Source organism: Streptomyces sp. NBC_00667 (assembly GCF_036226825.1).
In the GTDB taxonomy this organism is placed as follows: Bacteria; Actinomycetota; Actinomycetes; order Streptomycetales; family Streptomycetaceae; genus Streptomyces.
On the sequence record NZ_CP109022.1, the window covers coordinates 2,649,547 to 2,661,474 of the forward strand.

The 11,928-nt window shown below is 69.1% G+C and carries 12 protein-coding genes; 4 read left to right on the plus strand and 8 right to left on the minus strand.

Annotation, left to right across the window (positions count from 1 at the left end):
- The first annotated feature begins 123 nt into the window (after nucleotides 1–123).
- Nucleotides 124–585, plus strand: coding sequence for a very short patch repair endonuclease (locus OHA81_RS12430; protein ID WP_329195509.1), 462 nt, complete (start codon nucleotides 124–126; stop codon nucleotides 583–585).
- 1 nt (nucleotide 586) lies between these two features.
- Here the strand turns inward: OHA81_RS12430 and OHA81_RS12435 are convergent, their stop codons facing one another.
- The 4 genes from OHA81_RS12435 to OHA81_RS12450 form a co-directional block, all read right to left on the minus strand.
- Nucleotides 587–1,792: a DNA cytosine methyltransferase gene (locus OHA81_RS12435; protein ID WP_329195511.1), complete on the minus strand. Its 1,206-nt coding sequence runs from the start codon at nucleotides 1,790–1,792 to the stop codon at nucleotides 587–589.
- 119 nt (nucleotides 1,793–1,911) lie between these two features.
- A complete protein-coding gene (locus tag OHA81_RS12440; RefSeq protein ID WP_329195513.1) occupies nucleotides 1,912–3,735 on the minus strand; it encodes a DEAD/DEAH box helicase in 1,824 nt (607 codons plus the stop codon).
- Nucleotides 3,732–5,147, minus strand: coding sequence for a transcriptional regulator (locus tag OHA81_RS12445; RefSeq protein ID WP_329195515.1), 1,416 nt, complete (start codon nucleotides 5,145–5,147; stop codon nucleotides 3,732–3,734). The genes OHA81_RS12440 and OHA81_RS12445 overlap by 4 nt, the downstream gene beginning before the upstream one ends.
- A gap of 83 nt (nucleotides 5,148–5,230) precedes the next feature.
- Nucleotides 5,231–5,905, minus strand: coding sequence for a hypothetical protein (locus OHA81_RS12450; RefSeq protein ID WP_329195517.1), 675 nt, complete (start codon nucleotides 5,903–5,905; stop codon nucleotides 5,231–5,233).
- Nucleotides 5,906–6,141: 236 nt separating this feature from the next.
- Here OHA81_RS12450 and OHA81_RS12455 point away from each other — a divergent pair, with 236 nt between their 5' ends.
- Nucleotides 6,142–6,939, plus strand: coding sequence for a helix-turn-helix domain-containing protein (locus OHA81_RS12455; protein ID WP_329195519.1), 798 nt, complete (start codon nucleotides 6,142–6,144; stop codon nucleotides 6,937–6,939).
- On the opposite strand, the gene OHA81_RS12460 is transcribed toward OHA81_RS12455, so the two are convergent.
- Both OHA81_RS12460 and OHA81_RS12465 read right to left on the minus strand, forming a co-directional pair.
- On the minus strand, nucleotides 6,930–7,928 hold the full coding sequence (locus tag OHA81_RS12460; RefSeq protein ID WP_329195521.1) for a hypothetical protein: 999 nt from the start codon (nucleotides 7,926–7,928) through the stop codon (nucleotides 6,930–6,932). The two genes, OHA81_RS12455 and OHA81_RS12460, sit on opposite strands and share 10 nt — an antisense overlap.
- 56 nt (nucleotides 7,929–7,984) lie before the next feature.
- Entirely contained in the window at nucleotides 7,985–8,521 is a 537-nt protein-coding gene (locus tag OHA81_RS12465) for a GNAT family N-acetyltransferase (protein WP_329195522.1), read from the minus strand.
- 175 nt (nucleotides 8,522–8,696) lie between these two features.
- Between OHA81_RS12465 and OHA81_RS12470 the strand changes: the two genes are divergently transcribed.
- On the plus strand, nucleotides 8,697–8,873 hold the full coding sequence (locus OHA81_RS12470) for a hypothetical protein (RefSeq protein ID WP_329195523.1): 177 nt from the start codon (nucleotides 8,697–8,699) through the stop codon (nucleotides 8,871–8,873).
- 131 nt (nucleotides 8,874–9,004) lie between these two features.
- Nucleotides 9,005–9,307: a hypothetical protein gene (locus OHA81_RS12475; protein WP_329195525.1), complete on the plus strand. Its 303-nt coding sequence runs from the start codon at nucleotides 9,005–9,007 to the stop codon at nucleotides 9,305–9,307.
- Nucleotides 9,308–9,524: 217 nt separating this feature from the next.
- On the opposite strand, the gene OHA81_RS12480 is transcribed toward OHA81_RS12475, so the two are convergent.
- On the minus strand, nucleotides 9,525–10,940 hold the full coding sequence (locus tag OHA81_RS12480) for a DUF445 domain-containing protein (RefSeq protein WP_443056517.1): 1,416 nt from the start codon (nucleotides 10,938–10,940) through the stop codon (nucleotides 9,525–9,527).
- 64 nt (nucleotides 10,941–11,004) lie between these two features.
- The gene (locus tag OHA81_RS12485) at nucleotides 11,005–11,856 is read right to left on the minus strand and encodes a DUF1707 SHOCT-like domain-containing protein (protein WP_329195526.1); all 852 of its coding nucleotides are present in this window, start codon (nucleotides 11,854–11,856) and stop codon (nucleotides 11,005–11,007) included.
- Between the last annotated feature and the right edge of the window lie 72 nt (nucleotides 11,857–11,928).

Here is an 11,928-nt window from a genome sequence, read left to right on the forward strand (position 1 = left end):
CTCCCGCACGGCGGGGGCACCTCAGACGCATGGCAGCGATGCGAGCGTCGTAGATTGGATGATGTGCCCTGAGCGCCCGCAGGGCTCGGGCTGACGTGAGACACCTGGGAGCGGAACAGCACCATGACTGAAGACTGGGACCGCCCTGCGGGTTCTTGGGCTTCCTCAGCCGCCCGGCGGCGCAACATGCAAGCGATCCGGAGCCGTGACACCAAGCCTGAACAGCTAGTGCGCAGGCTCGTGCACGCGCAGGGCCTGCGGTACCGGGTGGCAGCTAAGCCGCTGCCTGGTCTTCGCCGGACGGCTGACATGGTGTTCCGTCCGGCGAAGGTGGCTGTCTTCATCGATGGCTGCTACTGGCACGGCTGCCCCGAGCACTATGTGCCGCCGAAAACCAACTCCGGCTACTGGTCGGAAAAGGTCGCGCGGAACGTAGCGCGTGACCGGGATACCGACGCGAAACTCGTGGAGACGGGCTGGCTGGTCCTGCGATTCTGGGAACACCAAGACTCAGCTGTCTGCGCGGCCCGGATCGCTGATGCGGTCCGGAGCCGTCTGGGAAGCAGCGGACCCGAGGCCGGCTGAGCTACGGGCGGCTCGCCTGGTCTCGCTTGTGGGCGGCACGGAGTACGTCAGCGATCGCTTCGCCCACGGCCTTCGCGACCGGCGGCGGGAAGGCGTTGCCGACCTGCCGGTACTGAGCGGTCTTCCCGCCGTCGAACTCCCACTCTTCTGGGAAGCCCTGGATGATCGCTGCCTGGGAAACTGTGAGCATGGGGCCGTCAGGGCGCAGGAGGTCACGCTCAAAGGTTTCCTTGGCGAGGCTCATCACCGCTTCGTTGGCCACGCCCAGGCCGGAGACGCCAAGGCTTGCCCATGCCGCCTTGGCCCTGCTCGGCCCGAGATCAGCTCCGCCGTGCTTCTTCGAACCACCAACCAGCGTCGGGGCGACTCCTCCACCCTTTTTCAGGTCCTGGGCTTCCCCCGCGAGCTTGCGCCACCGCTCAAGACGCTCCTGAGCGCGAACTTGGATGTCGCCGCCCATTTTCAGCAGAGGCGCGAATCGATTCTCCATGCTCTCCTCAAGAGCCCGGAAAACACTTACCGGTACATCAGCAGTCTTAGCGGCAGGCCACTCGAACTCCAGGTCACCCAGCACGCCCGCATCGATGGCGACGAGAATGGCGCGCGGCCGGAGCTGCGGAACCCCGAAATTGCTCGCTTCCAGAATCTTCCAGCCGCAGACCTTGTATCCGGCACCTTCGAAATCCCGCGTGATGCCGTCGACTGGATCCTTCGCCCGGCCACCCTCCAGGCGGGCCACCACATAGTCGCGGTAATCTTGGAACTTTTCGTCCTTGATGCCCCTGACGTTTTCGATCATCACCACCTTCGGATGGATCCGGTCGACCAGATCAAGCATCGTCGGGAAAAGGTCACGCTCGTCGTCCTTTCCCAGCTGCTTTCCGGCATGGGAGAACGGAGGGCACGGGACACCGCCAGCAAGCAGGTCTACATCGCCTGGCTCGATCGGATGACCGAAGTGGTCCAAGGCCTTCTTGAGGTTCTCGGGCTCGAAGTCCTTGACGTCCCCAGTGATGATCTCGCAGTACTTCCGCTCGAAACTCCACCCGGGCCGGCGCTCGATGTTGTGGGTCAAGGTCTTCGCGGCGTTCCGGTCGATCTCCACGAGCGCCAGGTGGCTGAACCCGGCCTGGTGGAGGCCGATGGCTTGACCCCCGGCTCCCGCGCAAATCTCAATCGAGGTCAGCGTGTGCTCGCTGGCATCCATCGAGTCCTCCTGGTGTGGCTGATGCAGACAGGCAAGTGTCGCATCCGCCACCGACATCCGGGCACCGAACCGCCTCGCACCAAGCCCACTCGCCCCGTGCCGCTCAGGTGACGGTTACCTCACCAGGAGGCACCTACGTGTTCAAGGAGCGCGCGGACGTCAGCCATATCCATCCCACCGGCGACCGACGGCTCCTCCTGCAGATCACCGAGTTCCCGGACCGAGGGGTCATCAAGGATCGCGCCCATGAACTCCAGTTTGGCTTCAAGCCGCATCGCGACCACCTCGTCGATCGTCCCTTCGGCCGCCAGCACCGTGACCCGCGTCTCAGTACCGGGTGCGAGGCCCAGGCGGTGGATTCGGTCGAGGCTCTGCAAGAAGCGTCCGGCCATGAAATCACGGTCCACGTAGACGGCGTCGTGGCACTCGTGGTGGAGGCTGATCCCTTCACCCAGCGTGGACGGGTTGGAGATGAGCACGTGACAGTCCGGATCCTCCCTGAAACGCCGGATCTGCTCTTCGCGGTCGGCCGTCCCGCCATAGACCACCGCCGGCCCGTAGGCCGACAGAAGGCTTTCGAGAGTGGTGATGCTCCGGACGAAAGTCGACCAGATAAGCGTCTTGCGCCCCAAGGCGGCGTTTTCGGCAACGATGTTAATCGTCTCCGTGTACTTGGGAGACAGCTCGTGCTGCGGAAGGTTACGCATGAGAGCGAACAGCGGCTCACCCTCCGGGACCTCCAGCGGCGGCACGCGGTAGCTCAGGGGCTCGTACTTGCTGCCCCCCTCAATGAGGAGGGCCGGGCTGGTGGCGGCCATCAGCAGACGCAGCATCGCTTTCCCCAGTGCATCGAAATCCGCTCGTGAGAGTTCGGCACGGGCTGTGAAGCGGCCGACCAGGGCGTCGTAGACCTCACGGTGGAGATCCGGCAACTTGACGTAGCGGATACGGGGCTGGAAGGGCGGCAAGCCCAGCTCCTGCTTCGTTGTGCGCGTGAAGAGCGGCTTCAGAACGGAGCTTGCATGCGCGAGGTCCCCTCCGGCGACAGCCTGGGTGACCACCCTGCGCCCGTGGCCCGGCCAGACGAACGAGAGCAGGTTTTCAAGATCACGTGCCCCGTTCGGAGCGGGGGTACCGGTCAGGATGAGCCGACGGCGGCTGATCGGCCCCAACGCCATGCAGGCACTGCCGTAAGTTCCCTGCGTGCCGAGTTTCATCCTGTGGGCCTCATCGAGAATCACCATGGAGGGCACGGCGCGCAGCCACTCCGCCAGCTCGTTCAGAGACCGGTCCAGCCGCTCGTAATTCACGAGAATGACTTCTGCGCCGATACCCGGATACCTGGCCATAACCTGGGTGACGGGGGGCTCATTGAAGCACTGGCGGGCCTCGGATAGCCAGGACTCATAAGCGGATTTCGGGCACACCACGAGCAAGCGCCGCGCCTCGCCCGCCTCTTTCATCGCCGCGTAGACAGCGAGGCCCACACGGGTCTTACCCGCACCCGGGACGCTGAAGTTCGCGCCATGGCGCAACGAAAGCAGCCTGGCAATGTCCCTTCGCTGGAAATCCGTGAGGTTCGCGCACCACCCACCGCCGAGCGTCGCATCGAGACCATCCAGTTCAACCGGTGAGGCGGCCGGACCACATCGCAGGTGCTCCTCGGCGCGGTCCGCGTCGTCCAGGACTCCATTGACGAGTTCCGCTAGCTCTTCCTCCCATTCGACCGAGTCAGGATGCGGCCAGTCAGCGAGAGAATCGATCCCTGCGAGGAATTCATCGAGAGACAGCTCCATCGCCAGCGGCCCCCGCTGGCCACCACCCGGGAAACGAGCCGCCAGATGCGTCAGTTCCGCACGGAACGCCTCTCCGGCGCGGAGAACCGCCTTGGTGCGGGACACGTCGAAACCCACACGCAGAGACGGTTCCCCGAGCGCCGTCACACTCCCTCCAGCTTTACCGCTTCAAGAAGCCAAGCGATGCCGTCACCCGGGACAGTGATGCTGCGTGCGGCCTCCCGCGCCAGCTTGGTCAGGCTTCCCTTGAGCGCGACCACCGCCTCTTCCAGCGCGTCGTCATCCAGGCTCCGCGACGCACGGGCCAACGCCATGTCCGTCACGCACTGATTGATGTCCTCACAGGCATCGTTGAGGCGGTCGGGCGCAGCCTGCTTCCGCTTCTGCACGCGCGCATCTTTGCCGGCCGGCACAAGAGCCTCGTTCACAGCTTCTCTGGCTTTCTGCCACGTGGCAGCCGCCTCCTGGGCTTCCGGGACGCTCACCACATCGACGGACCGCTGAACCGCCTTGGCCCGCAGAAGCACGTCGGTGAACGCCTTCGCCGCAGCCACTTGAGCCGAGTCCCCCCGGACCCCGCGGTTGATGCCCGGAATCGTCCGCGCCGGCGCGGCAACGAGGGCGGCATTGAGTTCGCCCGGCAGCCGGTTCTCGAGGTAGCGGGTCCGGAAGTCCGCCTCCGCGAGACGTACGTCGGTCTTCGAGAATTCGAGGACGATCAGGGCGAGCTTGTTCTCCTTGACCAGTTCTGCCCGATCCGGGTTCTGCTTCGATTCCTTGCTGTAGGCGCGGTGCAGCTCGCGGAGCTTCTCCTGGGCATCCTCGAAGTCCATCAAGCGGAGCTGCGCCTTGCTGCCGGCACGGGACCGCTCCGCCAGGTCCCGGAGGCATGCGAGGACCCACAGATCCTGCTCGGCCGTCGAAACCCTGATGCGGAAGTCTCTTGCAATGTCGGCGAGCGGCCGGTGAGCCACCTGCTCCTCGATGGTGAGGAGCCGGTTGATGTAGGAGTACGGGCGCCGCGTGTCGTGCCTCAGCTGGAGTGACAGCTCAACCGCGTTGATGTCGTCCCAGGTGCAGGACTCCGGCAGAACGCCCACACGGACGCTGCTGACCCCGAGTTCGCGCAGAGCGGCCACACGGGTGTTCCCGTTGACGAGCACTCCGTCGCGGGTGATGAGCCCCGGCTCGTTCTGCCGGTACTCCTTGAGGCTGCTCTTGAGGTCCTCGAACTCCGTGTCCCGCTTGGCCGGGTTCGAGGGAGACGCCTGAAGAAGGTCATGCAGATAATCCTGGCTCTCTGGACTCCACGGATCAGCCACGAGCTGCCGGTCCCGGTCAGGATCGAAACTGCGCTGGGCACGGATCCTGTGGGTCGCAGGGTTGTAGAACACTCCGTCCACCGGCATGTCGATGACCTGAACGACATGCGGCTTGGTGCGCCACTCGATGGTCAGCGTCTCCTGCAGGCCTGTGCCGGCTTCGGCTTCCCTGAGCCTCTCGTTCACGAGCGCGCGATTCTGCGGAGCGCGCGGCGGCCGCCCGAAATCCGTACTCACAGTATGTAATCCCTCCATATCGAAACACGGGCAGACACGGCCGGGGACGCGCTTGCCGCCCCGGCCGGCCTCAACGGCTAGATTCAGTCACTGAGCGCCTTACGGACTTTCTCCCTCGACTCGGCCGGCAGGGTCCGGTAGTCGGCCCAGTACCGTTCGACCGTGCCGAACTCCCTCTGGTCCGCGTCGATCCAGTCGCTGAGCATCGCCCGTTCCATGGGGGCCAGCCTGCTGACTCCCACGATCAGTGCCTGCACGTCAGCCTCTTTGCCCCGCCCACCCACTCGGCAGCGGTTGCACTCAGCCACGTTCTCCACCTGGACCGTCCCGTCACTCTGCTTCACGGGCCGACGGGCAATGTCCAGCTGCGCCGACTGGTAAGTGCCGGGATATTCTTCGCCGGGCGCGATGCCGCACGAACGGCAGAAGTGGCCGTCCCGCGCCAGGACTTCGCGTCGCTGCGTATCCGTGAGGGACTGAGCCGGCACACTCCCCTTGCCCGGCTGCCAGACCGGCTCGCCCTGCGCGACGAACCGCTGCTCATGCTGCCCCAGGCTGGAATCCTCCCGGTTCGTGTCGATGCGCCATCCGTGCTTGCGCAAGTCACGAACCCGGCGATCAGCCTGGCTCACACCCGGAAACGCCTCCTTGACGTTTTCCTTGGTGAAGGTGTTCCCTTCCCCGACGACGGAGACGAGCCACAACGCGGCACGCTTCATGGTCCCCAGCTTCGTATCCGTCCATGACGGCAGCGCCATTGAATAACTCCTTCTTCCGGCAGAGGTCGTCCTGAATCCGGCTGGGCGGGATTACTCACCGGACAGCGCTTGCGGACAGCACCAAGCTTTGCCTGACGGCTAGTCACCGTCTACCCCTCTTGAGCATTTCGAGGGCAGGTGAAAGCTCCAGACGCCTTCGCGCTGCCCCTGTGAACAGGCATGCTCAGAAAGCCAGTTGCTGATGCACGATGGGGGTCGCGTTGTCACCTAGACCGATGAAGTGGAAGAGCTTGCCGCCGGGACTCTCCGTTCCGCACCGCGTACTGGTCGCGAAGTTACGCCTGCTACGCGAGTGCAGTGAGCGGACCCAGGCAGCCATCGCCTCGGATGCGAACATCGCGCCGACCACCTTGTCCAATCACCTGAACGGCGGCCGCGTCCCGGAAGAGTCGCTGCTCAAGAGCCTTTTCGAGGTGATCGAACCAGAGGCCCTGGCCGCTGGGCATACGCTGCCGTGCACCTACGAAGAACTGCGCACTCTTCGCGAGCACGCTGCGGCACGGCACTGCCCCTGCTGCCGCCACACCGTCGCCGCTTCGCCGACCGCAAGGAGCAGGCCCGCCAGCAGCGTCACCGTCGCGCCGGCTTCGCCGACCGTCCGGCCGCGGCGGATCGTGCGGCCCCGAGCACGAGTACATGTACGGCCTGACGCGTCGGCAGTGGTACCTGCTGCTCTGCCGGTCCCCCTGCCGGAGGGGGACCGGCAGAGCACGGAACAAGCTGGCCCAGCCTGGACCGAGCTTGAGACCGTTCTCCGCTATTTCGCCACCGGCCGGACTCGCGACGCCGGCGTGATGCTGTGGCGGGTGGGAAGCACGGCTTCCCCGAGTGAGGTCGTGGAAGCCGTCGCATCCTGCCGTACGGCGGGCAAGGACGCAGCGGCGGAAACAGTACTTTCCAGCGCGAGCGAGCGGGCAGACAGGCAGGCGGTTCTGAACATCACCGCCGCACTGCACAAAGCCGGGCAGCACATGGATGTCGCTTATCTGCTGTCGGCAGCCGCTCAGGACTGAAGGGGGAGGAAGAGCTGCTGGTGGCCGCGGGCGGTAGCGGTTGGGGGGTGGGGGCGGGGGGTGGTGAGGGTGAGGAGGGTGCGGAGGGCGGCGATGACTTCGGTGGGGGTGTCGCGGATCATGGAGGGGGTCGCGCTGACCACCAGGACGCCGTGGGACTCCAGGCGCAGGCGGCGGCGGAGGGTGGCGTGCCAGGCGTCGCGGGTGTAGTGGTACTCGGCGGAGTCGATCTCCAGAGCGACGCCCTCGTCGGGCCAGTAGGCGTCCGGGCTGGCCAGGAAGGTGCCGTCCGGGGTGTGGAGGCGGGCGTTCCACAGCGGGGTCGGGAGGTCGGTCGCGGTGAGGGTGTCGCGGGCCCGGGCTTCGGCGACCGAGCGGACGCCGGCCAGGAGTTCCGACGCCGCCGAGCGGATCGCGGGGCGGCCCAGGAGGCGGGAGGAGCGCAGTTCGGCGTGCAGGTCGTGCGGGTGGCACCAGCCGGCCTGGACGACGTGGGCCAGGGTCGAGCGGATGCGCTCGGGGTCGTCGGCGCGGGCGGCGAAGTCGGCGGCCGCGCGGACCGGCCGGGTGCTCGGGACGCCGCTCACGGTGATGGTGCGCGGCCAGCGGGAGGTGGTCAGCGGCCGGACCTCGGGGGTGGCGGTGAGCCGGCGCGGGGCGCGGATCAGGACGTCGGCCGGGGTGTACGGCGCCTCGCGGATGCCGAGCAGGGCGAGCGCGGCGCCGCCGGTGAGGGCGGCCGTGTCGCCCGACAGGGGGTCGGAGGCGGGCTCGGCGGCGTACAGGACGGCGGCGAGGGCGCGTTGACGGTGGTCGGGGGGACCGGTCTGGAGGAGGTAGACCCGGGGCAGTAAGCGCTGCCAGGGCCCGCCCGGGCGGGTGCGGGAGGTGATCGTGCCGTCGGGTACTCCGGCCGTGGTGGTGAGTTGGTGCCGGGTGGCCAGGTTGAGCTGGCGCCGGGCCAGCCGCTGGGGCGTAGTGGTGATCATGGCGCGGGTATGCCCGCCCCCGGAACGGGATACCCCCGGTCAGCGGATACCCCCGGTCAGCGGCTCGGGTGGTCCGGGGCCAGGAAGACGATCACGCCGGTCTCGGTGCCGGGGAGGGCGGCGACCTCGTGCCAGCCCAGGCGGCGGTACGTCGCCACCGTGTCCCGGGCCAGTCGGGAGGTCAGCAGCCAGGCGCGGCGGTCGGGGGCGTCGGCGGTGATCTCGGTGAGGAGGGCGCGTCCGGTGCCGCGGCCGCGCGCGTAGGGGCGTACGGCGAGTTCGTCTATCTCCAGCGCGCCGACGAGCAGTTCCTTGACCCGGCCGGGTCCGAGCTGCGCCGCGACCTGGCCGTAGGCGCGGTTCTTGGGGAAGGCGGCCGGGGTGAGCCACGCGGTGGCGAACCCGTCGATGCCGGCCGGGGACTGGGCGAGGGCGGTACGGAAACCACGGCGCCGGGCGTCGGCGGGGAGGCGGTCCGCGAACTGGCGAATGGTTTCTTCGTCTTCGTTCCACGGCGGGGCGGAGAAGACGTCGGCGTAGGCGTCGACCAGTTCGTCCACGAGGTCGAGGACGGCCTGTCCGTAGCAGATCACGATGTCCGGGCTCCTGGGGCGCGTTGACGGGGATTTTCCCGTTTGTCTTTGGAGAGTGAATTTATGCGGTCCGGGTTCCATGGGCGGCGTATCAGGCGGATGCGGCGAGTGTGCGACAAATCCGACCCCGGCGGGGTGGGGCGTGTCGTGGGGGCGGCAGGCGCGTTGAGGGGTCGTGGACAGAGTGCTCCGGGCCGTTGGGCGGGCCGCCCTCGCCTTCCTGCTCGTACTCGGGGTGGTGGCGCTGCTGCCGGCCGCCGTACGGGAGGCGGTGCCGGAGGGGGTGTTCGGCGGGGCGGTACTGGTGCTGGGCGGGGTGGGGGCGCGGCGGGCCGTCAGGCGGGGCCGTTAGCCTCGTGGGCGTACGGAGACGGCCCGTACGGGGACGGCCGTACGGAGACGGTTCGTGTGGCGACGGTTCGTGCGGCGACGGTTCGTGCGGGTGCGGCCCGTACGTACGGCCAGGACGCGTAGGGAGTGGACATGGAGCGGGTACCGACCTCGATGGTGGCGGCGGCCGGACTGGTGGGCGGGTACGCGGTGGCCCGCTGGACCAAGAAGCGGCCGCTGGGCGGTGTGGTGCTGGGGGCCGCCGGGATCGCGGCGGGGCGGGAGTGGCACCGGCGCGGTGGCGTGCCGGCGGCTGCCGGGCTCGGAGCGCTGTACCTGGCCGGGTTCGCGGGGGCGCATCCGCTGGCGCGGAAGGTGGGGGCGTGGCCGGCCGTCTTCGGGGCGGCGGGGGTTGTGGCGGGGGCCGCGTGGGTCGTGGCCGACCGGCGGGGGTAGGGGGCCGGGGGTTGGGTGCGGGGGGTTGGGTGCGGGGCGGGCTGCGGCGCCGTTGCGCGGAGCGGCCCCGGCTGCGCCGGGCTTTCCGGGGCTCCGCCCCAGACCCCGCGCCTCAAACGCCGGCGAGGCTGGATGTGCGGCCCGGACGCCGGCGGGGCTGGAGGTGCGGCCCAGACGCCGGCCGGGCTGGAGGTGCGGCCCTTGGCGCGCACCGGCCCTACGCCCCCAGTGCTCGGGACACCGTGTAGATCAGGAGGCCCGCCAGGGCGCCCACCACCGTGCCGTTGATGCGGATGAACTGGAGGTCGCGGCCGATGTGGGCCTCGATCTTGCGGGAGGTGTGCTCGGCGTCCCAGGCCGCCACCGTGTCGGTGATCAGCGAGGTGATCTCCGTGCGGTAGGTGGTGACCACGTACACCAGCGCGTCCTCGATCCAGCCCTCCACCTTGGCCTGGAGCCGCCCGTCGGTCGCGAGCCGGGCGCCCAGGGACATCAGGGACGACCGCACCCGCAGCCGCAGTTCGCTCTGCTCGTCCTCGGCCGCCGCGATCATCATCGACCGGATCGCGGCCCACGCCGAGGCGATCACGTCCTGCACCTCGCCCCGCGCGAGGATCTCCGACTTGAGCCGCTCCACCCGCTCCCGGGTCCGGGTGTCGGACTGGAGGTCGCCGGCGAAGTCCGTCAGGAAGCGGTCCACCGCGCTCCGGGCCGGATGCTCCGGCATGTCCCGCATCTCCGTCACGAAGCGCAGCAGTTCCTTGTACACCCGCTCGCCCACCTTGCGGTCCACGAAGCGCGGGGTCCAGCCGGGCGCCCCGCCCTGGACCGCGTCCATGACCGAGTCCCCGTGCGTGACGAGCCAGTCGTGGGCCTTGGCGCAGACCAGGTCGACGGCGCGGCGGTGACCGCCGTCGGCGACGACCTTCTCCAGGGTCTTGCCGAGCCCCGGAGCGATCTCGGCGCCCTCGGCCCGTCTGGTGATCGCCTCGCCCACCACGGCCTGGACGTCGGAGTCCCGCAGCACGGCCAGGGCGCCGCGCAGGGCCGTCGCCAGTTCCGCCGTGACCCGCTCGGCGTGCGCGGGATCCGCCAGCCACGAGCCGAGCCGGCCGCCGATGCCGAGGGCGTGCAGCCGGGCCCGGACGACCTCCGCGGAGAGGAAGTTCTCGCCCACGAACTCGCCCAGCGACACACCCAGCTGGTCCTTCTTCGTCGGGATGATCGCGGTGTGCGGGATCGGCAGCCCCAGGGGCCGCCGGAACAGGGCCGTCACCGCGAACCAGTCCGCGAGCGCGCCGACCATGCCCGCCTCGGCGGCGGCCGCGACGTACCCGGCCCAGTCGCCCGCGCCGGTGTGCTGCGCCCACTTGGCCAGTACGTAGACCAGCGCCACCAGGGCCAGCAGCCCCGTCGCGGTGGTCTTCATCCGGCGGACACCGCGCCGCCGCTCCTCGTCCGCCGCGCTGAACCCGAATGCTCCGCGTCCGACGGCAGCCCCGGTCCCGGTCCCAGCCTCAGTCCGGGTCCCGGTCGGGGCCCCGGGCTGCGCTCCCGTGCGCGGGTCCACGTCGCGATGGTCCACGTCTTCCACGTGCTCCTGCCTTCCCCCCATGGCCGGTTTCGTCCGCATAGCATCCGACTCCCGGGCGGCCTCAGGAGTTCCCGGCGCGCCAGCACGCCGCCACGAGAGCCCCTTACAGCTCCTTCCGAGGCGACCGGCCGTCCACCGACCCGTCCCTCTTGCCGCCCTTGGACCCCTTGACGCCCTTCGGCTCCTTCACCCGTACCTCCACCCCGCCCATCAGGGCGAGGCCGGTCACCACCACCCGCGGTGCGCCCGGCTCCGGCACGCCGGGGCCCTCGCGGTGGTCGAACGCCCCCATGAAGCCGATGCCCCGTACATCGACCTCCACGCCCGGCGGGACGGTGATCTCGATGCCGCCCATCACGGCGATGCAGTTGATCACGACCTCCGGCTCGGCGAAGTTCGCCTCGCGCAGGTCGAGCTCCCCTCCCCCCATCAGCGCGAACGCGTCGAACCGCGCGGGCACCGTCCAGCGGCCCTTGCGCTGGAACCCCGACATGACGGCGATCCCCGTCGACCAGGTGCCCTGGCCCCCGATGCGGTCCGCCCACGCCGACCCGGACGCCGGCCGCGCCACCGCGGCCCCCTGCGGCGCCGACGCCAGGGGCGCCTCGGCACCCGGCTCGGGCAGGTCGCGGGTCAGCGGCGCCAGCTCCGCGTACGTCCGCGACGTGTAGGCCGCGTCGAGGCGCTCCTCGAACTCCTCCATGTCGAGCCGGCCCTCGGCGACCGCGTCCCGCAGCCGCTCCACCACCCGCTCCCGGTCGGCATCCGAGGCCCTCAGCTGCGGCAACGCATCCCCGGCGAGCGGCGGCCCCACCAAGGACGGCCGTTTCTCGAAGGACGGCTTCTCCGGGGACGCCTTTTCCAAGGACGCCTTTTCCCCGGACGCCTTCTCCGAGGACGGCTCCTGCGGCAACGACCCCTCCGTCAACGGCTTCTCCGGCCGCTCCTCATTCATGGGACCAGACTATGTACTGACCCCGGGCAGTTGTACGTTCCGGCCCCGTACCGGACCCCGGGACCGACCCTG

Excerpts from the sequence above, each read along its gene's own strand:
- OHA81_RS12430 (WP_329195509.1), top strand. The coding sequence starts at position 124 with ATGACTGAAGACTGGGACCGCCCTGCGGGTTCTTGGGCTTCCTCAGCC.
- OHA81_RS12435 (WP_329195511.1), bottom strand. The coding sequence starts at position 1,792 with ATGGATGCCAGCGAGCACACGCTGACCTCGATTGAGATTTGCGCGGGA.
- OHA81_RS12450 (WP_329195517.1), bottom strand. The coding sequence starts at position 5,905 with ATGGCGCTGCCGTCATGGACGGATACGAAGCTGGGGACCATGAAGCGT.
- OHA81_RS12455 (WP_329195519.1), top strand. The coding sequence starts at position 6,142 with ATGAAGTGGAAGAGCTTGCCGCCGGGACTCTCCGTTCCGCACCGCGTA.
- OHA81_RS12460 (WP_329195521.1), bottom strand. The coding sequence starts at position 7,928 with ATGATCACCACTACGCCCCAGCGGCTGGCCCGGCGCCAGCTCAACCTG.
- OHA81_RS12475 (WP_329195525.1), top strand. The coding sequence starts at position 9,005 with ATGGAGCGGGTACCGACCTCGATGGTGGCGGCGGCCGGACTGGTGGGC.
- OHA81_RS12480 (WP_443056517.1), bottom strand. The coding sequence starts at position 10,940 with ATGCGGACGAAACCGGCCATGGGGGGAAGGCAGGAGCACGTGGAAGAC.
- OHA81_RS12485 (WP_329195526.1), bottom strand. The coding sequence starts at position 11,856 with ATGAATGAGGAGCGGCCGGAGAAGCCGTTGACGGAGGGGTCGTTGCCG.